The 23,143-nt window shown below is 58.5% G+C and carries 15 protein-coding genes; 9 read left to right on the top strand and 6 right to left on the bottom strand.

Translation table 11 applies throughout. The features are described 5' to 3' along the window. Positions 1-77 precede the first annotated feature (77 nt). From ptsP to PMI18_RS15615, 4 genes are all read left to right on the top strand, one after another. Entirely contained in the window at positions 78-2,939 is a 2,862-nt protein-coding gene (gene ptsP, locus PMI18_RS15600; RefSeq protein ID WP_007900422.1) for a phosphoenolpyruvate--protein phosphotransferase, read from the top strand. After that, positions 2,939-3,880, top strand: a complete 942-nt coding sequence (gene pfkB, locus PMI18_RS15605) for a 1-phosphofructokinase (RefSeq protein WP_007900420.1) — start codon at positions 2,939-2,941, stop codon at positions 3,878-3,880. The genes ptsP and pfkB overlap by 1 nt, the downstream gene beginning before the upstream one ends. A gap of 11 nt (positions 3,881-3,891) precedes the next feature. After that, positions 3,892-5,631 (top strand): PTS fructose-like transporter subunit IIB, encoded by a 1,740-nt coding sequence (locus tag PMI18_RS15610; RefSeq protein ID WP_007900419.1) that lies wholly within the window; start codon positions 3,892-3,894, stop codon positions 5,629-5,631. Positions 5,632-5,823: 192 nt separating this feature from the next. Continuing rightward, positions 5,824-7,365: an alkaline phosphatase D family protein gene (locus PMI18_RS15615; protein WP_007900417.1), complete on the top strand. Its 1,542-nt coding sequence runs from the start codon at positions 5,824-5,826 to the stop codon at positions 7,363-7,365. 172 nt (positions 7,366-7,537) lie between these two features. Here the strand turns inward: PMI18_RS15615 and PMI18_RS15620 are convergent, their stop codons facing one another. Both PMI18_RS15620 and PMI18_RS15625 read right to left on the bottom strand, forming a co-directional pair. Next, entirely contained in the window at positions 7,538-10,066 is a 2,529-nt protein-coding gene (locus PMI18_RS15620) for a PepSY domain-containing protein (protein ID WP_007900416.1), read from the bottom strand. A 135-nt stretch (positions 10,067-10,201) separates the two neighbouring features. Continuing rightward, entirely contained in the window at positions 10,202-12,460 is a 2,259-nt protein-coding gene (locus tag PMI18_RS15625) for a TonB-dependent receptor (RefSeq protein ID WP_007900409.1), read from the bottom strand. Between the two features lie 207 nt (positions 12,461-12,667). Between PMI18_RS15625 and PMI18_RS15630 the strand changes: the two genes are divergently transcribed. The 4 genes from PMI18_RS15630 (at position 12,668) to PMI18_RS15645 (ending at position 17,593) form a co-directional block, all read left to right on the top strand. After that, on the top strand, positions 12,668-13,348 hold the full coding sequence (locus PMI18_RS15630; RefSeq protein ID WP_007900408.1) for a Fe2+-dependent dioxygenase: 681 nt from the start codon (positions 12,668-12,670) through the stop codon (positions 13,346-13,348). Further along, the gene (locus PMI18_RS15635) at positions 13,349-14,116 is read left to right on the top strand and encodes a tetratricopeptide repeat protein (protein WP_007900407.1); all 768 of its coding nucleotides are present in this window, start codon (positions 13,349-13,351) and stop codon (positions 14,114-14,116) included. 243 nt (positions 14,117-14,359) lie between these two features. Next, complete coding sequence (locus tag PMI18_RS15640; RefSeq protein ID WP_007900406.1) at positions 14,360-16,624, top strand: alpha-xenorhabdolysin family binary toxin subunit A; 2,265 nt, start codon at positions 14,360-14,362, stop codon at positions 16,622-16,624. 72 nt (positions 16,625-16,696) lie between these two features. Then, positions 16,697-17,593 carry a hypothetical protein gene (locus tag PMI18_RS15645; protein WP_033036396.1) on the top strand — a complete coding sequence of 299 codons (897 nt, stop codon included), beginning with the start codon at positions 16,697-16,699 and terminating at the stop codon, positions 17,591-17,593. A gap of 48 nt (positions 17,594-17,641) precedes the next feature. On the opposite strand, the gene PMI18_RS15650 is transcribed toward PMI18_RS15645, so the two are convergent. Further along, positions 17,642-18,805: a type III PLP-dependent enzyme gene (locus PMI18_RS15650; protein WP_007900403.1), complete on the bottom strand. Its 1,164-nt coding sequence runs from the start codon at positions 18,803-18,805 to the stop codon at positions 17,642-17,644. A 613-nt stretch (positions 18,806-19,418) separates the two neighbouring features. On the opposite strand from PMI18_RS15650, the gene PMI18_RS15655 reads away from it, so the two are divergent. Then, a complete protein-coding gene (locus PMI18_RS15655) occupies positions 19,419-20,339 on the top strand; it encodes a hypothetical protein (protein WP_007900401.1) in 921 nt (306 codons plus the stop codon). A gap of 76 nt (positions 20,340-20,415) precedes the next feature. On the opposite strand, the gene PMI18_RS15660 is transcribed toward PMI18_RS15655, so the two are convergent. The 3 genes from PMI18_RS15660 to PMI18_RS15670 are packed head-to-tail and all read right to left on the bottom strand — an operon-like array spanning position 20,416 to position 23,129. Next, positions 20,416-21,573, bottom strand: coding sequence for an osmoprotectant ABC transporter ATP-binding protein OsmV (locus PMI18_RS15660; protein ID WP_007900398.1), 1,158 nt, complete (start codon positions 21,571-21,573; stop codon positions 20,416-20,418). After that, positions 21,570-22,223: an ABC transporter permease gene (locus PMI18_RS15665; protein ID WP_007900392.1), complete on the bottom strand. Its 654-nt coding sequence runs from the start codon at positions 22,221-22,223 to the stop codon at positions 21,570-21,572. Before PMI18_RS15665 ends, PMI18_RS15660 begins: the two co-directional genes overlap by 4 nt. Before the next feature lie 12 nt (positions 22,224-22,235). Continuing rightward, on the bottom strand, positions 22,236-23,129 hold the full coding sequence (locus PMI18_RS15670; RefSeq protein WP_007900386.1) for a glycine betaine ABC transporter substrate-binding protein: 894 nt from the start codon (positions 23,127-23,129) through the stop codon (positions 22,236-22,238). Positions 23,130-23,143: the final 14 nt, after the last annotated feature.

Below are 23,143 nucleotides of genomic sequence, written 5' to 3'. Positions count from 1 at the left end.
AAAGGCGCTCCCAAAGGGCCTAAGCTGAATCAATCAAAACAATACCTGGCGTCACACGGCGCCAAAAAGGAGAAAGCATGCTCGAGCTCACCATAGAGCAGATATCCATGGGCCAGTCGGCTGTGGATAAAGCCACCGCCCTGCAATTACTCGCTGACCGACTCGTGACCGATGGCCTGGTGGCGGATGGTTACCTTGCGGGCTTGCAGGCCCGGGAAGCCCAGGGCTCGACCTTTCTCGGTCAAGGTATTGCCATCCCCCACGGCACCCCGCAAACCCGTGATCTGGTGTTCTCCACCGGCGTGCGGCTGATGCAGTTTCCTGACGGCGTGGACTGGGGAGATGGCCAGATCGTTTATCTGGCCATCGGTATCGCCGCCAAATCCGATGAACACCTGCGCCTGCTGCAACTGCTGACCCGCGCCCTTGGTGAAACCGATCTGGGCCAGGCCCTGCGTCGCGCCAGCACCGCCGAAGCCTTGCTGAAACTGCTGCAAGGCGCGCCGCAAGAATTGGCGCTGGACGCACAGATGATCGGCCTCGGAGTCTCCGCCGATGACTTCGAAGAACTGGTCTGGCGCGGCGCCCGCTTGCTGCGTCAGGCCGATTGCGTGAGCAACGGTTTTGCCGGCGTCTTGCAGCAGGTCGACGCGCTGCCGCTGGGCGATGGCCTGTGGTGGCTGCACAGTGAACAAACGGTGAAGCGTCCGGGCCTGGCGTTCGTTACCCCGGACAAACCCATGCGCTACCTCGGTCAGCCGTTGAGCGGTCTGTTTTGTCTGGCCAGCCTCGGTGAAGCCCATCAGGCGCTGCTCGAACGCCTTTGCGCGTTGCTGATCGAAGGCCGTGGTCATGAATTGGGCCGTGCCACCAGCAGCCGCGCGGTGCTGGAAGTCCTCGGCGGTGAAGTGCCGGCAGATTGGCCGAGCGCACGCATTGCCTTGGCCAATGCCCACGGCTTGCATGCGCGTCCGGCGAAGATCCTCGCGCAACTGGCGAAAAGTTTTGAAGGCGAAATCCGCGTGCGCATCGTCGACGGTCACGACAGCGCGGTGTCGGTGAAGAGTTTGAGCAAACTGCTCAGCCTTGGCGCCCGTCGCGGTCAGGTGCTGGAATTCATCGCCGAACCGACCATTGCCGCCGATGCCTTGCCAGCCTTGCTGGCGGCCATCGAAGAAGGCCTCGGTGAAGAAGTCGAGCCGCTGCCGGCAGTGAGCCAACATCGCGAAGTGATCGCCGATGTTGCCGAAGTGCTGCTTGCACCGGCCTCCGGCAGTTTGATTCAGGCGATTGCTGCTGCCCCAGGGATCGCCATCGGCCCGGCGCATATTCAAGTGCAGCAAGTCATCGATTACCCGCTGCGCGGTGAGTCCGCCGCCATCGAGCGCGAACGCCTCAAGCAAGCGCTGGCGGATGTGCGTCGCGACATTGAAGGCCTGATTGAGCGCAGCAAGGCCAAAGCGATTCGCGAGATTTTCATCACTCACCAGGAAATGCTCGACGACCCGGAACTGACCGACGAAGTCGACACCCGCCTCAAGCAAGGCGAAAGCGCCGAAGCAGCATGGATGGCGGTGATTGAAGCCGCTGCCAAACAACAGGAGTCGCTGCAGGACGCCTTGCTCGCCGAACGTGCCGCCGACTTGCGCGACATTGGCCGTCGGGTGCTGGCGCAATTGAGTGGCGTCGAAACGCCAGCCGAGCCGGAGCAGCCGTACATTCTGGTGATGGACGAAGTCGGCCCGTCCGACGTGGCACGTCTCGATCCGACGCGCGTCGCCGGCATTCTCACCGCTCGCGGTGGCGCCACGGCCCACAGCGCCATCGTCGCTCGTGCCCTGGGTATTCCGGCGTTGGTGGGCGCCGGTGCCGCGGTGTTGCTGTTGAAGCCGGGCACACCGCTGTTGATCGATGGCCAACGTGGTCGCCTGCACGTGGACGCCGATGCCGCGACCTTGCAGCGCGCCACCGAAGAACGCGACACCCGCGAACTGCGCTTGAAAGCCGCCGCCGAACAACGCCATCAACCGGCGCTGACCACCGATGGTCACGCGGTGGAAGTATTCGCCAATATCGGTGAAAGCGCCGGCGTCACCAGTGCGGTGGAGCAGGGCGCCGAAGGCATTGGCCTGCTGCGCACCGAGCTGATTTTCATGGCCCACTCGCAAGCGCCGGACGAGGCGACTCAGGAAGTCGAATACCGTCGTGTGCTCGATGGCCTGGCCGGGCGACCGCTGGTGGTGCGCACCCTCGACGTCGGTGGTGACAAACCGCTGCCGTACTGGCCGATCGCGAAAGAAGAAAACCCGTTCCTCGGTGTGCGTGGCATTCGCCTGACCCTGCAACGTCCGCAGGTCATGGAAGCGCAGTTGCGCGCCTTGCTGCGTGCGGCTGATAACCGGCCATTGCGGATCATGTTCCCGATGGTCGGCAGCGTCGATGAGTGGCGTCAGGCGCGGGACATGACCGAACGTCTGCGCCTGGAAATCCCGGTTGCGGACCTGCAATTGGGGATCATGATCGAAGTACCGTCGGCCGCTTTGCTGGCGCCGGTGCTGGCCAAGGAAGTGGATTTCTTCAGTGTTGGCACCAACGACCTGACGCAATACACCCTGGCCATCGACCGTGGTCATCCGACCTTGTCGGCCCAGGCCGACGGCTTGCATCCGGCGGTGCTGCAACTGATCGACATCACCGTGCGTGCGGCTCATGCTCATGGCAAGTGGGTCGGCGTGTGCGGTGAACTGGCGGCCGATCCGCTGGCGGTGCCGGTGCTGGTGGGCCTGGGTGTGGATGAGTTGAGCGTGTCGGGCCGCAGCATTGCCGAGGTCAAGGCGCGCATTCGTGAACTCAGCCTGACCCAGACTCAAACCCTTGCCCAACAGGCCCTGGCCGTGGGCAGCGCGAACGAAGTTCGTGCATTAGTGGAGGCCCTGTAATGGCCAAGATCTTAACCCTGACCCTTAACCCGGCGCTGGACCTCACCGTCCAATTGCCGCTACTTACCCCCGGTCAGGTCAATCGCAGTGACGAAATGCACACCCACGCTGCTGGCAAAGGGGTGAACGTGGCGCAGGTGCTGGCCGACCTCGGGCATCAGCTGACCGTCAGCGGTTTTCTCGGGGAAGACAATCTTCAGGCGTTCGAAACCCTGTTCGCCAAACGCGGTTTTACCGACGCGTTTGTCCGTGTCCCCGGCGAGACCCGCAGCAACATCAAACTGGCGGAAAGCGATGGGCGCATCACCGACATCAACGGCCCGGGGCCGAGGGTCAGTGAAGCGGCGCAGCAGGCCTTGCTCGATCGACTCGATCAGATTGCTCCAGGGCATGACGCGGTCGTCGTGGCCGGTAGTTTGCCCCGTGGCGTGAATCCTCAGTGGTTGCGGGAACTGATCCAGCGTTTGAAAAAGCGCGGTTTGAAAGTGGCGCTCGACACCAGCGGTGAAGCCTTGCGCGCAGGTCTGGTGGCCGGCCCCTGGCTGATCAAACCCAACACCGAAGAATTGGCGCAAGCGCTGGGTTGCGAGGTGGTTTCCGTGGGGGCCCAAGCCGAGGCCGCGAGCCGTTTGCATGCACATGGTATCGAGCACGTGGTGATTTCCGACGGTGCCGACGGGGTGAACTGGTTCAGTGTCGGCTCGGCCATGCACGCCACGCCGCCCAAGGTCAGCGTGATCAGCACCGTCGGTGCGGGGGATTCGTTGCTGGCGGGCATGCTGCACGGTTTGCTCAGTGCCGATACGCCCGAACAAACCTTGCGCACCGCCACCGCGATTGCCGCCATGGCCGTGACCCAGATCGGTTTTGGTATCGGCGACACCGCGCAACTGGCGCACCTCGAACAGGGCGTGCGCCTGCGCCCCCTGACAGAACAATAAGAGGGTTTGCAATGAAGTTAGCCATTGTTACGGCCTGCCCGAACGGCATGGTCACCAGTGTGCTGTGCGCTCGTCTGCTCGATGCAGCGGCCCAGCGTCAGGGCTGGAGCACCAGTGTCGAAGTCGTTGATGCGGCCCATCCGGAACGCCAGCTGTCGGCTGCGACCATCGAAGCCGCCGAGTGGGTGTTGCTGGTCACCAGCGCGCCGGTGGATATGTCACGGTTCGTCGGCAAACGGGTGTTCCAGAGCACCCCGGCCCAGGCCCTGCAAGATGTCGAAGCGGTGCTGCGTCGCGGGGTGGAAGAGGCCCAGGTTTACGTCGCGCCCGAAGCTGTCGCCGAGCCTGCCGCCGCCGTTAAAAGCGCGCCATGCCTGGTGGCTGTCACCGCGTGCCCGACCGGCGTCGCCCACACGTTCATGGCCGCCGAAGCCTTGCAGCAAGCGGCCAAGCGTCTGGGCTACGACCTGCAAGTGGAAACCCAAGGTTCGGTCGGCGCGCGCAATCCACTCAGCGCAGAGGCGATTGCCGATGCCGACGTGGTGCTGCTGGCGGCAGACATCGAAGTCGCCACCGAGCGTTTCGCGGGCAAGAAAATCTACCGCTGCGGCACCGGCATTGCGCTGAAACAGGCCGAAGCGACGCTGAACAAAGCCTTGGCCGAAGGCAAACAGGAAAGCGCTTCGACCGGCGCCAAAGGCCCGGCCAAGCAAGAGAAAACCGGCATCTACAAACACCTGCTGACCGGTGTGTCGTACATGTTACCGATGGTGGTGGCGGGCGGTCTGATGATTGCCTTGTCCTTCGTATTCGGCATCACCGCGTTCAAGGAGGAAGGCACGCTCGCGGCCGCGTTGATGCAGATCGGCGGCGACACCGCGTTCAAACTGATGGTGCCGTTGCTGGCGGGCTACATCGCCTACTCGATCGCCGACCGCCCGGGCCTGGCGCCGGGGATGATCGGTGGTTTGCTGGCGAGTACTTTGGGTGCCGGTTTCATCGGCGGGATCATTGCCGGTTTCATCGCCGGTTATGCAGCCCAGGCGATCAACCGTTATGCGCGTTTGCCGCAAAGTCTTGAGGCGCTGAAACCGATCCTGATCATTCCGTTGCTGGCGAGCCTGTTCACCGGTTTGGTGATGATCTATGTGGTCGGCAAACCGGTGGCCGGGATGCTTGCAGGGCTCACGCACTTCCTCGACAGCATGGGCACCACCAACGCCATTCTGCTGGGTGTGCTGCTGGGCGGCATGATGTGCGTCGACCTCGGTGGACCGATCAACAAAGCCGCTTACGCGTTTTCGGTGGGGCTGCTGGCGTCGCAAAGTTATGCACCGATGGCCGCGACCATGGCGGCTGGTATGGTGCCGCCGATTGGCCTGGGCATCGCCACGTTCATTGCTCGGCGCAAGTTCGCCCAGACTGAACGCGAGGCCGGTAAAGCGGCGCTGGTGTTGGGGCTGTGCTTTATCTCCGAAGGGGCGATTCCGTTTGCGGCGAAAGACCCGCTACGGGTTATTCCGGCAAGCATTGCCGGCGGTGCGCTGACCGGCGCGTTGTCGATGTATTTCGGCTGCAAACTCATGGCACCTCATGGTGGGTTGTTCGTGATGCTGATTCCGAATGCGATCAACCATGCGCTGTTGTATCTGCTGGCGATCGTGGCCGGGAGTTTGCTGACGGCGGTGACGTATGCGCTGCTCAAGCGGCCGGAAACGGTAGAACTGGCGCTGGAACCGGCCAACGCTTAAAAGCAAAAGACGCCAAACCCTGTGGGAGCGAGCCTGCTCGCGATGAGGTCAGCACATTCAACATTGATGTTGGCTGTCAGACCGCATCGCGAGCAGGCTCGCTCCCACAAGGATTTGTGGTGTTGCCTGATTGTTGTGTCATACCTGATTCATGCGGCCATGTTTTAGTTTTCCTTTTTCAGGGAGAACACCATGAGCGAATTTGACCTCGGCCGCCGTCGCGTCATGCAAGCCGTTGGCGCCGGGCTGTTGCTGCCCGGCCTGGCCCCGGCGGTGATTGCTTCGGTCAAGGATCGGCCGCAACTCACCGATGGCGTGCAGTCCGGCGACCTGATGGGTGACCAGGCGATGATCTGGAGCCGTAGCGACCGTGCGGCGCGGATGGTGGTGGAATGGGACACGCGCAGCCTGTTCAGTAATCCTCGTCGATTCGTCTCGCCATTGGCCGATGCCCGCACCGACTTCACCGCCCGGGTCGAACTCACTGGCCTGCCCGCCGATCAGGCGATTTTCTACCGCGTGACTTTCGAAGACGCCCAAAGCGGTGTCGCCAGTGAACCCTGGTTTGGCCATCTGCGCAGTGTGCCAAGCGCCCAGCGAGATATTCGGTTCGTCTGGAGTGGCGACACGGTCGGTCAGGGCTTCGGCATCAACCCGGACATCGGCGGCATGCGTATCTACGAAGCGATGCGTCTGCGCCTGCCGGATTTTTTTATCCACAGCGGTGACACCATCTACGCCGACGGCCCGGTGCCGGCGCAACTGACCACCGAAAGTGGCCGGGTGTGGCGCAACCTCACCAGCGAAGCCAAGAGCAAAGTCGCCGAAACCCTCGACGACTATCGCGGCAATTACCGCTACAACCTGATGGACGAAAACATCCGCCGCTTCAACGCCGAAGTCCCACAGATCTGGCAGTGGGACGACCACGAAGTGGTGAACAACTGGTCGCCGGGCAAGCAACTGGATGAGCGCTACAAAAGCAAAGATATCCACAGCCTGGTGGGCCGCGCGCGCCAGGCCTGGCTGGAATACGCGCCGATGCGCTTGCAGAGTGCCGATGACGGCGGACGGATTTATCGCAAGCTGAGTTATGGGCCGATGCTGGATGTGTTCGTGCTCGACATGCGCAGTTATCGCCAAGCCAATGACGACAACCTCGGTGCCGCCAAACCGTTTCTCGGTCGAGAACAATTGGATTGGCTCAAACGCGAATTGAAAGGCTCCCAGGCCCAATGGAAAGTCATTGCCGCCGACATGCCCATCGGCCTCGGCGTACCCGACGGTGAAGTCAGCCCCGGTGTGGCGCGATGGGAAGCGGTGGCCAATGGTGACCCTGGCCCGGCTCAGGGCCGTGAAGTGGAAATCGCCGAACTGCTCGGTTTTCTGCGGGCGCAGCAGGTGCGTAATTTCGTATTCCTCACGGCGGATGTGCATTACTGCGCGGCGCACCATTACCACCCGGACCGCGCGGCGTTTCAGGACTTCGAACCGTTCTGGGAATTTGTCGCGGGGCCGTTGAATGCGGGGAGTTTCGGGCCGAATGCGCTGGATAAAACCTTCGGCCCCGAAGTGGTGTTCGAGAAAGCACCACCTGCGCAGAACACCTCGCCGTTTGCCGGGTTTCAGTTTTTTGGCGAGGTGAACATCGATGGGCAGACGGGGGAGATGGGCGTCGTGCTACGGGATCTGGATGGGGTGGGGGTGTTTGAGCGCAAGTTGCAGCCGGTGTGAGGACTGCACGATCGTTCCCATGCTCTGCGTGGGAATGCCTCAACGGACGCTCTGCGTTTGGCTGTTGTGGGACGCGGAGCGTCCCGGGCTGCATTCCCACGCGGAGCGTGGGAACGATCAACTGTTACATCGCTTTCGCGAGCAAGCCCGCTCCCACATTTAATGGGGTGTGTCAGTAGACGTCGCGGCGGTAGCGTCCTTGTTCGATCAGGCGGTCGACTTCTTCAATGCCGAGCAATTCGTTGAGCACGTGATCTACGCCTGAAGCCATCCCCTGCAAACTGCCGCAGATGTAAATCACGGCGCCATCGGCCAGCCATTTTTTCAACTCGTCGGCCGATTCGCGCAAGCGATCCTGCACATAGATCTTCTCGGCCTGATCCCGCGAGAATGCCAGATCCAGTCGCGTCAGATCACCGTTGATCAACCACTCTTCCAGTTCCGCGCGGCACAGGTAGTCGTGCTCGCGATGACGCTCGCCGAACAGCAGCCAGTGACGTTGCTGCCCGTCGGCAATCCGTGCCTTGAGCAAACTGCGCAACCCGGCCAGCCCGGTGCCGTTGCCTAGCAGGATCATCGGCACCGGTTCGTTCGGTAGATGGAAACCACTGTTGCGGCGTACCCGCAAACTGATGCTGCTGCCCACGGGAGCGTGTTCGGTCAACCAGCCGGAACCGACGCCCAGGCTGCCGTCGGCATGCAACTCCTGACGCACGATCAATTCCAGCACGCCGTCGGCGGCGATCGAGGCGATGGAGTATTCGCGCATGGCCAACGGCACCAGGGCATCCGCCAGCGCTTGCGCATGCAGGCCGACCAGATGCGCGCGGTTCTCGGGCAGTTGGCGGCTGGCCAGGGCTTGTTCCAGCGTTTGCGACAGGCCATCGAACTCAACCGTGGCCCGACCGTCGATCCCCAGGCCGTCGAGGAAATGCTCGATGGCCCACGGACAATTGCGCGGCAGCACTTCCACCAGATCCCCGGCCAGCCAACTGCTGGTAGTGGGGGCGCTGAGGCCGAGCAAATACACGGGCGAACCGCTGCTGTCCGGGTTCATCAATTCGCGGCGGGTCAAGGTCCAGTTGTCGTAGCTTGGCGCTTGCCAGGTATCCACCGGCGCCTGGCCCGTCAGCAGGCCGAGTTGCTGTTGCCAGTGACGCAGGGCGTAGGGGTCGCCGCTGTCGACTTCCACCGGGGCGAACAAGGTCTTGCCGCCGTGCTCGCCCAACCAAGTGTGCAAGCGGCGGGCGAAGCCGCAGAAGTGTTGATACTGGCGGTCACCGAGGCCGAGCACGGCATAGTTAAGGCTGTCGAAGCTCAGCGCCCGACCCAGCACTTTGCGTTCGAATCCTCGGGCGCTGTCCGGTGCTTCACCGTCGCCGAAGGTGCTGACCACAAACAGCGCGTTGCTGGAATCCTGCAGGTCCTGTTCGCTGACATTGGCCAACGGTTGGACCTTCACCGGCAACCCGGCGGCCTGCAATTGTCCGGCGGTCTGCCAAGCGAGCTGTTCGGCGAATCCGCTTTGGCTGGCGAAGCCGATCAGCCATGCCGGCGTATCACTACCCGGTTGCGCGAGGCCTTTGCGGGCATCCTTGATCTGACGTTTCTTGCGTCGACGATCCAGGTACAGCAACCAGCCAGTGATGAAAAACAGCGGCATGGTCAGCGCGGCGATGGTCAGGATAATCCGCCCGATCATCCCGAAATAACTGCCAACGTGCAGCGCATAGATACTGGTCAGCAGCTGCGCCTTGAGGCTCTTGTCGCTGTAACGGTCATGACGGCTGACGATGCCGGTCGCCGGATCGAGGGTGAGCTGGTTCCGTGCCTGGTCGTGGGGGGAATTCCTCAGCAGGTAGAACACCGTTGCCGGTTGTCCGGCCACGGGCGGCATACGCACGTTGTAGGACGCAAGCCCAGGGCCGGCGGCGCTGTAGATGCTGCTCCATATCGCAGCGTAATCGGCAGTCGGGGCCGGGCCGCTTGGCGCAGGACCGCGACCACTGCGGACCCGTTCGTTCTGCGGCGAATCGGAAAGCAGCCGGGTCAGGCCTTTGTTGTACCACTCGTACGACCAGGATAGCCCGGTCAGCGCTGCCAAAAGATAGAACACCAGGCACCAGGTGCCAGCCACTGAGTGCAAATCCCAGTTGAAGCTGCGACCCTTTTTATTCCAGTCCAGGGTCAGCCAGGCGCGCCAGCTTTTCCACTGGCGTGGCCAACGCAGGTACAGGCCGGACAGGCAGAAGAACACCAGAATCAGCGTACAGGCGCCGGTGATCTGCCGGCCGATATCGCCCATGGCCAGGACCCGGTGCAGTTGCAGCATCAGGCCAAAGAAATCCTGGCCCGTGACGTCGCCCATGAACTCGCCGGTGTACGGGTCGAAGTAACGCATCGGCCCGCGACGTTCACCGGGTGGCGCCGTGAAGATCACCCGCGCGGCGTTGCCGCTGTCGGTCTCGACCCAGAGCATCGAGACTTTCTTGCCCGAAGCGCCTTCGATTTTTTCTACCAGCTCGGCAGGTGGAAGAACGCCGGCAATCTGCTTTTCGACGTGCAGCACAGAGGGGTTCAACGCCCGCAGGATTTCATCCTGGAACGATACCGCCGCCCCGGTAATGCCCATCAGGGCCAGGACCAGTCCGGCGCTGATGCCGAAAAACCAGTGCAACTGGAACAGGGATTTCTTCAACACGTCGCTCGCCTTGTTCGTTCAAAAGTCATCATCACGGCGCGCATTATGCCGTGAGTTGTCGAGAAGCATTCTTTTTTACACACAAAAGCCCCGTTCACTTCGATGAACGGGGCTTTGGCCTTCACGCTTCTATTATCAGAAGTGGAAGTTGGCACTCAGCAGGGCGGTACGGCCCGCCGCCACGTGGGCGTAGTGGTTCTGGAGGATCTGGTCGAAGTAACGCTCGTCGGTCAGGTTCTGCACGTTGAGTTGCAGGTCGACGTTCTTGGTCAGGCGGTAGCTGGCCATTGCGTCGTAACGCCAGTAAGACGGGATCTCCACCGAATTGGCGACGTTGCCGAACTGGGAATCGACGTAGGTCGCACCGGCACCGATGGTCAACTTGTCCGGCACCAGGTCGTAGGTCGACCAGAACGTGAAGTTGTTCTGTGGCGTGCTTGGCATGTGGTTGCCTTCATCGGCGGCGAGGGTGGTTTTGACCACTTCGCTGTCCATGTAGGTGTAGCCGCCGAAGACTCTCCAGTTACGGGTCAGCTTGCCGGCGTAGCTCAGTTCCAGACCATTGACCTGCTGTTCGCCGTCCAGTACTTGCGTGGTGCCACCGTCCGGATCGTTGATCCGCGCGTTGGTTTTCTCGGTGCGGAACAGCGCGGCGGTCAGCGACAGATCGTCACCGAAGAAGTCCCACTTGGTGCCGATTTCGTAGTTGCGGTTCTTTTCCGGGTCCAGACGGCTGTTGTTCGCTGCCAGTTCCAGGCCACCGTTGCCGCTGGTTTCGCCGGCCGGGTTGCTGGAGGTCGAATAGGCCGCGTAGATGCTGCCGTTAGGCAACGGGTTGTAGACCACGCCGATCTGGTAGTTCACCAGGTCGCTGGTGTTCGCACGGGAGAAATCGTTTGCTGGCGCTGTGCTGCTGGCGTTGGCGTGGCCGCTGGATTCGACCTGGTAGTTGTCATAACGCAGGCCCAGGTTCAGGGACCATTGCTCGTTGAACTTCAGGGTATCGAACACGTAGGCCGCGGCGGTTTTGGTGTTGGTGTCAGTGAACGCTGTGCTGTCGGTGATCGTGCCGTTCCAGTTATCCCCAGGCGTCGGGTTGTACAGGCTGGTGCAGTCGCCGGAGGTGAACAGGGCGCCGTTGCATCGGGTGCCGCTGGCGGTGGAGGTCAGGGTGTACGGGCGGTTGTGGGTGTCCTGATAGGAAAACTCCAGGCCGGTCACCAGGCTGTGCTCGATGGAACCGGTGTTGAACTTGGCGCTCAGGTCGGTCTGGTTGATCCAGCCGCTGGACGTCGAGTTACGGCTCTTCGCGCCACGGTAAGCGCTGCCATTGACCACGTTGCCCTTGCTGTCGTCCGGGTTGGTGACGATGTAGTCCAGGGTCGAACGGGACATGCGGAAGCTGTTCGATACGGTCAGGTCTTCATTCAGATCGTGTTCGAGCTTGAGGGTGCCGCTGTCATTGGTGGTTTGGCGGAAATCGCGACTGGTGAGGCCGTAGAAGTTGTCGCGGTCAACGTTGGCCGGCTTGTCGACGTTGTATTTGCTGCGGTTGGGGCTCAGGGTCAACGGGATGCCGTAGTCGGGCATGTCGTCGGTTTCGACGTGGTAGTAGCCGACGGTCAGGCGTGTGTCGGTGCCCAGGCCGAAGGCGAAGGATGGCGCTACGCCCCAGCGACTGACGTCCACGGTGTCACGCCCGGCGACGTTGGCTTCATGCTTCATCAGGTTCAGACGAAAGGCCGAGGTGTCGGTCATCTGCTGGTTCAGATCGAGGGTGGTGCGCTGGGTCTGGTCCGAGCCCCAGGTGAAGCCGCCGTTGTAGGAATTGCCCAGCTTGGCGGTCTTGCTCACCAGGTTCAGGCTGCCACCGGTGGAGCCGGCGCCGGTGAAGGCTGAACCCGGGCCCTTGCTGACTTCGATCGATTCAACGTTGAAGATTTCGCGGCTCTGGGACGCAGGGTCGCGCATGCCGTCGACAAACGTGTCGCTTTCGGCGTTGAAGCCGCGAATGATCGGACGATCGCCGGCCGGGTTGCCGCCTTCGCCGGCACCAAAGGTGATGCCCGGGGTGGTGCGCAGGGCGTCGACCAGGCTGGTGGCGCCGGTGTCGCGAATCACTTGTTGCGGAATCACGGTGACGCTTTTCGGCGTCTCGCGCAGTGGCGCGGTGTACTTCTTGGAGGTCGAAGTATCGGTCTTGTAGGAGGTGTCGTTCTGCTCACCCACAACGCTGGTCGCGTCCAGGGAAATCGCATTGTTCGGTGCTTTTTCGTCAGTCTTCTCGGCCGCGAAAACCATGTGTCCCGCAGAGCCGGCAGTGATCGCCACGCCAATTGCAGACGCGAGCAAACGCGGTGAACCGACCGTTAGTTGTAGTTGTTGGCGTGACATGTGAATTCCCCTCCCCAAGGATTTGAGGCCGCGGAATGTAGAGTAAATACGTATTTGTATCAATTGCGAAACGTTGCTATTCGCTACGAATTTACATTCTTTACAATTTACCTTTACGGTTTTTGCGGTTTCATTCGTCGCACGGGTTTTACACGGGCAATAAGAATCAATACCATTGACGCCCCTTTGCCTTCAGGTGGTCTTTCCATGTTGCTGCACATTCCTGGCGTGTTCGCGAAAGAAGAAGTGCAGCGCATTCGCGAAGCCCTGACGCAGGCGGATTGGGCCGATGGCAAAATCACCGCCGGTTACCAGTCGGCCAAGGCCAAGCACAATCTGCAACTGCCGGAAGGGCATCCGTTGGCCAAGGAAATCGGTGCGGCGATGCTTGAACGGTTGTGGAAAAATCCGCAGTTCATGTCGGCGGCATTACCGCACAAGGTCTTCCCGCCGTTACTGAACTGCTACACGGCCGGTGGCAGTTTCGACTTCCACATCGACAACGCTGTGCGTCAGCCCAAGGGCAGTATCGAGCGTGTGCGCACCGACCTGTCGGCGACGCTGTTCTTCAGTGAACCGGAGGACTACGACGGCGGCGAACTGGAAATCCAGGACACCTTCGGCACCCAGCGCGTGAAATTGCCCGCCGGTGACATGATTCTGTATCCCGGGACCAGCCTGCATAAGGTCAACGCCGTCACTCGCGGCACCCGTTACGCCTCGTTTTTCTGGACGCAAAGCCTGGTGCGTGAAGACAGCCAGCGCGCCTTGCTGTTCGAGATGGACGGGGCGATTCAGCAACTGACCCAAGACATGCCCGACCATCCTTCATTGATCCGCCTGACCGGCACCTATCACAACCTGTTGCGTCGCTGGGTCGAGGTGTAAGTGACGGACTTTCGGTTGCGTCGCGAAGAAATCCTCGACGGCGACCGCCTCAAATCGATGCTCGAAGAAAGCCCGGCGCGAGCGGCTCAGGCGATCCTGATCGCCGCCCGTGAAGGTGTGCTCGATGCTCAGGCGTTGCTCGGGCAGATCCTCCTGGACGGGCGAGGGATTGAGCAGGATCAGCGGCTAGCCGTGCGCTGGTTCGAGATCGCCGCCCGGCAAGGGCACCTGATGGCGCGCAACATGCTGGGTCGCTGTCATGAGCACGGTTGGGGTTGTGCCGCCGATGCGGTGATCGCAGCGGGGCATTATCGTCAGGCCGCCGAGACTGGGTTGGATTGGGCGATGTACAACTACGCCAATTTGCTGGCCACAGGCCGAGGAGTGATCGAGGATCAGGCAAGGGCACTGAGCTTCTATCAACGCGCCGCCGAACTCGGTCACGCCAAGTCGATGAACTTGTTGGGCCGGTATCTGGAAGACGGTGTGTCATGTCCGGCTGATCCTGCAGCGGCATTTCACTGGTATCAACAATCTGCCGAGGCTGGGGATTTTCGCGGGCAGTTCAGTTATGCCAGCGTGCTGCTTGATCAATCCCGGGTTGAAGAGGCACTGGTTTGGTTTCGCCGTGCAATGCTTACCGCAAACCTCGCCTTTCTCCACGTCAGCGCTCAGACACTTGCCAGTGCGTTAGATCCTCATGTGCAAGCATTGGCTCAGGACTACCGCAATAGGTTGCAGTTATTAAGTAACTCACAACGCCTTTAATCTGCACAACTTTAATATTGTCGACAATTGTGTGGTTGGGTAGGTGTGGGTCAATAACTTACAGCGGTGAGTGGTCGTTAGTGTGTGGGTGTGCGCGTACATTTTGAATTGGCTTGGTTGTTTGGTTGTCCTGTTTTTTTGTTTAGTCTTTGCGTGAGATTTGAGAGTTGTGTTTGATTTTAGGTTTTGTATTCCGGTTTCTTATTTTAATTGATTGATGAGTGGCTAATTAAAGGAATGATTATGTCCAATGAAAACCTGTGGGGCGAAGCATTGAAAAATGCAACCCCTGATGAAATTGTGCGTTTCGCAACTGAAGCGCCAAAATTATTTAGTGATGCTTCCACTTCGCAAAGTGAAAATGTTGTTCGTGATACAGGTCTGTTGCTGACCAAAAAACAAATCATTGATTTGCGAAAATATGAAGCGGCCGGCCTGGCGCTGCCCTATACATTGAATGATGTTACGGACTATCTCCGTTTTGGTGCAGGGCAGGACGGTGGTTCGGGGCTGAGGCCTGAAGATTTCTTAAGTACTTTTTTAAATACCAGAAATCATGCCAGACGCTGGTCGCCATTACGTGAGCGGATCATGATGACGGGCCGCGGCCTCAAGGATTTTGCCAAAAGCATGCTGACCTATGGTGCCTCGATGAAAGAGGTCTACAGTGAAGTAAAAGCTTCCGCTCTGCTGGATCAACACAATGTAAAGACTCTGGAACAACTGAAGAAGCTTGAGTTGGAACTGGGTGATAAATTTCCAGGTGTCGAGCTGGAGGATGACACTGTCAGTACGCTGGATTATTACCTTCAACGAATTTTCGAGAAGATTGATTATAATCTTCAGGTGGTGGAAGGTATTAAAACAGATCTTGATATGTTTGGTTATGATCTGCGCGAGTACATCTTGCCGGATATCAAGCTGAGAGTAGGGCTGATTGAAAGCAGTTCTTTGGCTGAAGATATCAAGCAGCTGAAAATAGTTATCGATGAGCGTGCAAAAGAAATCGATATCAAAAATACCGAGTACAAGGCCGCGGTTCAAGAGGCGCTGAAGGCTGCCGCAGGGATGAACATTGTCGGACTGGCGATGGCCATTTACATGGGCGTGGAAGCGGAAAACATCCGCGCTCGGCGCAATGAGCTGTATGCCCGGCAGGAAAAGGATATCCAGATTCTCACCAGCAAGAACCAAACCCTGGGTTCGCTGGCACGGGTGAAGCATGATCTGCAAAGCCTGATGGTTGTAGCGATCGATGCCGATATTGCCACGCAGAACCTGATGCACGTGTGGAGCGTCCTGCACCTGTGCATCAGAAATTCTACGGGGTCGGTAGGTCGTATCAATGACGCATTGAGTCTCAGGATTTTCATGACCGAGTTTGAAGAGGTGGTTAATCCGTGGCAGCAAATCGAATCTGATTCGGACAAGCTGATCCGGGTCTTCAAAGAGGCCGATGAGGAATATGAGCGCAATTACGGGGTAAGGGGGCGTGCAATGGGGTTCACTGTGCCGCTTCAGCAGGCTTATCCGAGACTGGATCTCGCCACGTTGCGCCTTACCCGTGAGCAGATGAGCGATCACCGCACCCAGGCGGAAGTCTGGCGGGTAAAGCTGAGCTATCTGCCGGATCTGTTCGACCGCTTCAATCGGCTCGTTCAAGGTGTCGGCCAAAGTTCGAGCCAACTACAAAGTACCGCGCTTGAAGGTATTAATGAGCTTGAAAACGGTTTGCGACGGCTCGCCAGAATCGAGAACGATCTGGAAGAAACGAGCGATGGGCAGGAGATTGAAGAAATCAAGGACGAGCGCCGAAAACTGTTGAGTCATTGCGCAGAATCGATTCGCCAGCAAGGCTCGCGGATCCGCAGTTGCCTGAATGAAATCCGTGACCCGTTCGACCGGCGTTTGACACTGGGTTACATCGCTGACTTTGAGCGTGAAGAAGCGCTGGCAAACGCAGAAGTCATTCAATTGCGAGCAAAAGTGATCGCTCTCCAGGCTGAGCGAAAAGCCATTGCTGAGGCTATCGCTTTGCTGGAAAAGAAGGGCATTGAAGAGCTGGGCAAGGACATTACGCTGACCATCGAAAAAGTGAAGACGTTGGGCCTGGCACCGCCAGAGGTCCAGCTGGTGATGTTCGCCATTGAACAACTCAAGAAAACGATTGGCGATATCGGAAACGGTATTCGTTTTCTGGATATGGTTCGTGAGAGCGAAAAACTGCGAGAAAAAATCGAAGCGGTCACTGCAGAGATCGATCGTCAAGACGGCGTTGTCAGTGCATCGGCCGGCAAGATCAAGTACCTGCAAGCCATCCACTCGATCGAAGATCAACGCAAAGTCTATGTAGCGGGTTACAGTCCAGCGATTACAGCATTTGAGCAATACCTGGCTGCTACCGACGAGATTTCATTTACTGATGATGACGCCCGCAGCGCCGGGTTCAAACAGCAAGCGAACCTGTTTATGGCGTTCCTTGTGCCTGTATCGGTACCTAACCGTTAAATTCAACTTCGTCACCCTCGGTGCCAGGCGATCAGTTGGCACCGAGGGTTGGTGATGAGGAGGAACCTGCAGATGCTCGATTACTTACTGGCACAAAAGAACTTTGTTACATTGAAAGAGTATGTCGACTTTCTGAATGAGTTACCTGAGACTTTGGCGGAAATAAAACGTCTTTCCGATGACATTGCGCGATCAGGCCACACTATGTTGCCGCCGCCTAATGCCGAGGCATTGATTGAGACGGCAATGGTAAACGCCACTCACTGGCGGACAATCACCGCAGATGTACCTGTGTTGGGCAGTGTAACGGCGCAGACTTTTGAAGAGACTTATGGTTTTACCCAAGAGTTTCGTCAAAGGACAGCAGGCGTAAGCACAACGTCCCCAGTCAGTGAACTTGATGCCACACAGTTTAGTGTGGTCAAGTCCAGAGATTGGTATGTGCCTCCCCCTGCGGATGTAATCGATGTCATGCGTGAACTTTGGTCTCGGCTGGAACGGTGTAAGTCAGGCGTATCAAGATTTAAAGAAATAGTACGCAGCGTCGGTGAAACGATACACAATATTTTTGTTCGATTCATCGAATCGATCGGGCTTCCCTTATGCCAATGCCACGATCCTATTTCCAAGATCGAAGCCTATTACTCGCAAGGTCGGATTGGTCTTCCGGGCATGCAGTTTGACCCGAGCCGGCCCTATTCTCAGCAGGAACGGCTGGGCATGGCGAGAGAGCATCTTGCTCGGCTGTCCGAGCTATACCGGCGCACCACCGGGGCGGTGAACAATCTCAGCGACTTCTGTTATCGGCTGACGTACATCCTGGGTGAAGCCCAGCGGGATCTTCAAACCAATCATCCCGGGCAAACCGTGGCCCGTGCCAACAGCTCGCTCAGACTGGTGGATTTTTCGCTGGCTGAAGTTAAAGCCATGTCTGATCAACTTTTACAGACAATGAATGCGGTCAAATAAAAAAAGCCCATGACACGTCACGGGCTTTTTGATTTCTGCGTGTAGCGCTTACACGTAGAAAGATTTCAGCGGCGGGAAGCCATTGAATTCAACGGCGCTGTAGCTGGTGGTGTAAGCACCGGTCGACAACCAGTACAAACGGTCACCGATCGCCAGGTTCAGCGGCAGGCCGTACTTGTAGTTTTCGTACATGATGTCGGCGCTGTCGCAGGTCGGGCCGGCGATGACCACTTCTTCCACTTCGCCTTTCTTCTCGGTCCAGATCGGGAACTTGATGGCTTCGTCCATGGTTTCGATCAGGCCGGAGAACTTGCCCACATCCGTGTACACCCATCGTTCTACCGCGGTACGGGATTTACGGGCAACCAGCACTACTTCGCTGACCAGGATGCCGGCGTTGGCGATCAGCGAACGGCCTGGTTCCAGGATGATTTCCGGCAGGTCGTCGCCGAAGTCTTCCTTGAGGAAACGGATGATTTCTTCAGCGTAGGTTTCCAGGCTGTTGGTGCGGGTGATGTAGTTGGCCGGGAAGCCGCCGCCCATGTTGATCAGCTTCAGGTGGATGCCGTCTTCTTCTTTCAGACGTTCGAAGATCACTTTGACCTTGGCGATCGCGGCGTCCCAGACGCTGATGTCGCGCTGCTGCGAACCAACGTGGAACGAGATGCCGTAAGGCACCAGGCCCAGGTCGCGAGCGAGGATCAGCAGGTCCATGGCCATGTCGGTCTGGCAGCCGAATTTACGCGACAGTGGCCAGTCAGCGGTGGTCGAGCCTTCAGTCAGGATGCGCACGTAGACTTTCGAACCCGGTGCAGCCTTGGCGATGTTGCGCAGGTCAGCTTCGGAGTCGGTGGCGTACAGACGCACGCCCTTGTCGTAGAAGTAGCGAATGTCTTTGGATTTCTTGATGGTGTTGCCGTAGCTGATGCGATCCGGGCCGACGCCCTGGTTCATCACTTTGTCGAGCTCGTAGATCGAGGCGATGTCGAAGTTCGAGCCTTTCTCTTTGAGCAGGTCGATGATTTCAACGGCCGGGTTGGCCTTGACTGCGTAGTAGACCTTGGCGAATTCGAAACCGGCGCGCAGGTCGTCGTAGGCCTGGCTGATCATCGCGGTGTCGATCACCACGAACGGGGTTTCTTGTTTGTCGGCGAACGCCTTCATTTTCTGGAAGGTATCGCGCGCGAAATAGTCTTCGACGTTGATCGACATGCTGGGAACTCCTACTGGCAAACTGAAATTATCAATGGGTGCAAATGAACGCCCTCCGTATCCCCACTTTGGTTCGCCTACTTCCCAAGGCATGTCGCCGAAAGCAAAAAGGCCATGGGAGGCGGTGCTTTCCCTTGGCCTTGCTGTCTCGTCGTCAGTACTTGAGCCGGATGGATCGTTTCCAGCATGGACGTTCGGCGCGAACTTTAGGGCGTGAGGCGCTTGAGATCAACAAAAAATGTCGCGTTTTTGCACGCTTCCGTCGTGCGGTGCCGCTCTGTCACTGATGTAACCGACCCACATGACAGGTTGATGTTCCCCCGCGCAGCAAATTTTCGATGGGGGGCGGATGATCGGTTGGTAATAGCACTGACATTTTTAATCTCGATAAGGTATGGCGGTAACATCATTACTGTTAGTTCTAACAGGTGTTGGATGACAGAAATCCTATTAAGGTAATCCTGTTTGTTTTGTTAACTGCGAACTTCTTTGGTCGCGCGATTAAGTTGAACTGTTGCTGATGATGTCGCCGTGGTACCTGTCGATCCTAAATCTGGCGGGAGTGGTGCGCGTGTTTATTAATCTTTGAATCAACCCCTCAGAGTGCGTGAATATGAACAGATTAGTTGTCTTGCTGATTGCGTTGGTTGTTGCCGGCTGCGCGAGTCACGAAGTTGCACCGGTCAATGTGTCTGGTTTCGACGGGCAGGCCATTGAATCCCGCGCAGTCAATACATTGGGCGCCGCTTCTGGCCCGGTGACCGCACAATACCTCACGGAGCGCTACCTCAATAAGGCGAACATGTGCCGAAACAACCCTTCCGCGCCAGCGTTCCTGTGTTCGGGCGTGCTGTTGCGTGCGACCCAACACTCTACCCAGTTCCACTTCTGGAACCCGAATCCTGCAGCAACCGGGGTATCGTTTTCCTATCTGCGGGCGGATGCCAAGTTCAGTAAGCTGGTGTTTGGCTATAATAATGGCTTTATCTTTTATCCTATATTTTTTGCGCCAGTTGATAAAATGGATCCGGAAATATTGTGTTTTTTTCCGGTGGACGGGGGGACTGATGTTCGGGGTGGACAAGGCTGTGGTGAGAGGCTCGGTTTTCCTTCAAGTAGGGAATGCCAGTCTCAGAGCATTAACACCGCCGCTCAATATATCGCGCATTACAATAACTTTCCGAACAAGTATTCCCACTTGTGCGGATTCAATGTGCGCGACAATTTGAACCAGGGAGCCACCACTGCTTTCAATGAAGCGATTAAAGCGCAGGGGATGGGCGGAACCTTTGCTTTCAATACGCAGAACGAATTCCGCATGGCCAAATGGGACCAGAATATTGGTAAAACCCTCCCGGTCGAGGCGGTTTTCTACGTCAACGATGCCGGCAAGGCGGGGGCGCAATACGACCAGCGAGATTTCAAGACGCAAACCGGCATCTGGATCCCAGTGATCCGTATCACGCTTCCTCAGACACCGACGGTTGACGTGCGCTTCGAGTTCATTCCCGCCGATCAGGCGATTTCCTCCTGATTGAACAACCGGGCCGTGCTCCCACAGGTACTGTGTAAAACCTGTAGGAGCGAGGCTTGCCCGCGAAGGCGTCAGATCAGGCGACAGCAGTCTCAGCCGGCGAAACAATACTGGTCTTGCCCCCACGAGACTTACCGGAGCTCAAGTACTCGGCAATCGATTCCTGAGTTACCTCACCCAGGAACACCCGCTCGGCATCCATTACCGGCAGCCACGAACGGTTGAACTCGTACATGCGCGACAGCAGGATGCGCAAATGCTCGTCGTAGACTGCGGTGGCGTTGAACTCGCGCAGGTATTGCGCGCAGGTGCCGGTCTGACGGTGCAGGTCGCGGCGGCGCACGTAGCCCAAGGCCTTGTTCTCGGCACAGGTCACCACCACGTAGCGACGGTCAAGCTCGTCCATCAACTCCAGCGCTTCAGCCACCGGCGTTTCGGGACTCACCGACGGCGCGTTGTCCGCCGCGTCTTCGGCTTTCACCAGCAGCAGACGCTTGAGGGTGCTGTCCTGGCCGACGAAGTTGCTGACAAAGTCATCCGCCGGGTGCGCGAGCAGCGTATCCGGATGGTCGATCTGCAGCAGTTTGCCGGCGCGGAAAATCGCGATCTTGTCGCCAAGCTTGATCGCTTCGTCGATGTCGTGGCTGACCATGATCACGGTCTTGTTCAGCGCCCGTTGCATCTCGAAGAACTCGTTCTGGATCATCTCGCGGTTGATCGGGTCGACCGCGCCGAACGGTTCGTCCATCAACAACAGTGGCGCATCCGCCGCCAGCGCGCGAATCACGCCGATCCGCTGCTGCTGGCCGCCGGACAACTCACGCGGATAGCGAGTCAGGTACTGCTTGGGTTCGAGCTTGATCATGCTCATCAACTCGCGGGCGCGGTCGTGGCATTTCTGTTTGTCCCAGCCGAGCAGGCGCGGAACGATGGTGATGTTTTCTTCGATGGTCATGTTCGGGAACAGACCGATCTGCTGGATCACATAACCGATGTTGCGACGCAGGGTCACGGCGTCGAGGTCGGTGGTGTCTTCGCCGTTGATCAGGATCTTGCCGGAGGTCGGTTTGATCAGGCGGTTGATCATCTTCAGCGTGGTGCTTTTGCCGCAGCCCGATGGCCCGAGGAACACGCAGATCTCGCCTTCATTGACGGTCAGGCTTACCGAGTCCACGGCTTTCACATCTTTGCCGTTGCTTTGGAAGGTCTTGCTGAGGTTTTGAAGTTCGATCATTTCAGGAGTCCTTTTGGAGTCAGCGTGCGTTGCAGCCATTGCAGAAGCAGGTCGGCGAAGATGGCCAGGAGACTGACCAGCACGGCGCCGACGATCAGCATCGACATGTCGCTGCGGCTGATGGAAGCGAGAATGAGTACACCGAGGCCACCGGCGCCGATGGTCGCGGCGATGGTCATCACACCGATGTTCATGACCACGGCGGTGCGCACGCCGGCGAGGATCACTGGCACGGCAATCGGCAGTTCGACCATGCGCAGGCGCTGGCCGAAGGTCATGCCGATGCCACGCGCCGCTTCACGAATGCCAGGTTCCACGCCGGTCAGCGCCAGGTAGGTGTTACGCATGATCGGCAGCAACGAGTACAGAAACACGGCGGTGATCGCCGGCATCGGGCCGAGGCCCTGGCCGAATTTCGAATAGAACGGCAGCAGCAAGCCGAACAGCGCAATCGATGGCACGGTCAGCAACACCGTAGCGCTGGCTTGCAACGGGCCAGCCAGTGTCGGGAAGCGGGTCATCAGGATGCCCAGCGGCACGCCGACCAGAATCGCCAGGGTCACGGCGATGCCAACCAGGGTGATGTGCTGCCAGGTCAGGTGCAAAACCTGCGGCCAATCGAGATGGGAAAAGGCGTTCAAGAATTCCATGGCTTTTCCTCCTCAGTGGATGGGGTGCTGGCGCAGGAAATCTGCAGCAACGGATGAAGGACTTTCGTGATCGACATCGACCCGCGCATTGAGCTGACGCATGGTGGCGTCGTCGAACAGTTCGGCCAGCGGCTTGAGCTCTTCGGCGAGTTTCGGGTGGGCGTCGAGGTAAACCTGACGCACCACCGGCGCGGCGGTGTAGTCCGGGAAGTAATGTTTGTCGTCTTCCAGCAATTTGAGCTTGAAGGCGTTCAAACGACCGTCGGTGGTGTAGACCAGGCCGGCGAACACCTGACCATTGCGCAGGGCGGTGTAGACCAAACCAGCATCCATCTGCCGGATGTTTTTGCGGGTCAGGTTCATGCCGTAGAGGTCGACCATGCCGTCCAGACCGTCGGAACGGTTGGCAAACTCGGTGTCCAGGGCGACGAGGTGATGGGTCTTCGCCTCAGCCTGCAGCACTGTGTTCAGCTCGCTGATGGTGTTGATCTGCGGATACGCTTTTGCGGTGTTTTCCGGCAGTGCCAGGGCGTAGGTGTTGCTGAACTTCGACGGGGTAAGCCAGATCAGGCCTTTTTTCGCGTCGAGTTCTTTCACTCGGGCGTAGGACTGAGCGCTGTCGAGCTTGTCAGTGATGTGGTTATAAGCCACCAGCGACACGCCGGTGTATTCCCACATCAAGTCCAGTTGGCCACTTTCGTGGGCGCTGCGAGCCAGGTTGCTGCCCAGACCGCCGGTCACCTGGGTGTCGTAACCCTTGGCGCGCAGGTATTGGGAAGTGATTTCCGCCAGCAGGGTTTGTTCGGTGAACACCCGGGCGCCGATGCGGATCACCGGTTTTTCAGCGGCTTGTGCAAATCCTGCAAGCAGCAGGGCGCAGCCTAAAAATAAGCAGATTTTTTTCATAAAAATTCCTTTGC

Source organism: Pseudomonas sp. GM102 (genome assembly GCF_000282555.1).
In the GTDB taxonomy this organism is placed as follows: Bacteria; Pseudomonadota; Gammaproteobacteria; order Pseudomonadales; family Pseudomonadaceae; genus Aquipseudomonas.
The sequence above is the reverse complement of the archived record's forward strand: the minus strand, read 5'-3'. Positions and strand labels throughout refer to the sequence as shown.

What these genes read in the sequence shown, in the direction of transcription:
- ptsP (WP_007900422.1), top strand. Translation starts at nt 78, where the DNA reads ATGCTCGAGCTCACCATAGAGCAGATATCCATGGGCCAGTCGGCTGTG.
- pfkB (WP_007900420.1), top strand. Translation starts at nt 2,939, where the DNA reads ATGGCCAAGATCTTAACCCTGACCCTTAACCCGGCGCTGGACCTCACC.
- PMI18_RS15610 (WP_007900419.1), top strand. Translation starts at nt 3,892, where the DNA reads ATGAAGTTAGCCATTGTTACGGCCTGCCCGAACGGCATGGTCACCAGT.
- PMI18_RS15615 (WP_007900417.1), top strand. Translation starts at nt 5,824, where the DNA reads ATGAGCGAATTTGACCTCGGCCGCCGTCGCGTCATGCAAGCCGTTGGC.
- PMI18_RS15625 (WP_007900409.1), bottom strand. Translation starts at nt 12,460, where the DNA reads ATGTCACGCCAACAACTACAACTAACGGTCGGTTCACCGCGTTTGCTC.
- PMI18_RS15630 (WP_007900408.1), top strand. Translation starts at nt 12,668, where the DNA reads ATGTTGCTGCACATTCCTGGCGTGTTCGCGAAAGAAGAAGTGCAGCGC.
- PMI18_RS15640 (WP_007900406.1), top strand. Translation starts at nt 14,360, where the DNA reads ATGTCCAATGAAAACCTGTGGGGCGAAGCATTGAAAAATGCAACCCCT.
- PMI18_RS15645 (WP_033036396.1), top strand. Translation starts at nt 16,697, where the DNA reads ATGCTCGATTACTTACTGGCACAAAAGAACTTTGTTACATTGAAAGAG.
- PMI18_RS15650 (WP_007900403.1), bottom strand. Translation starts at nt 18,805, where the DNA reads ATGTCGATCAACGTCGAAGACTATTTCGCGCGCGATACCTTCCAGAAA.
- PMI18_RS15655 (WP_007900401.1), top strand. Translation starts at nt 19,419, where the DNA reads ATGAACAGATTAGTTGTCTTGCTGATTGCGTTGGTTGTTGCCGGCTGC.
- PMI18_RS15660 (WP_007900398.1), bottom strand. Translation starts at nt 21,573, where the DNA reads ATGATCGAACTTCAAAACCTCAGCAAGACCTTCCAAAGCAACGGCAAA.
- PMI18_RS15665 (WP_007900392.1), bottom strand. Translation starts at nt 22,223, where the DNA reads ATGGAATTCTTGAACGCCTTTTCCCATCTCGATTGGCCGCAGGTTTTG.
- PMI18_RS15670 (WP_007900386.1), bottom strand. Translation starts at nt 23,129, where the DNA reads ATGAAAAAAATCTGCTTATTTTTAGGCTGCGCCCTGCTGCTTGCAGGA.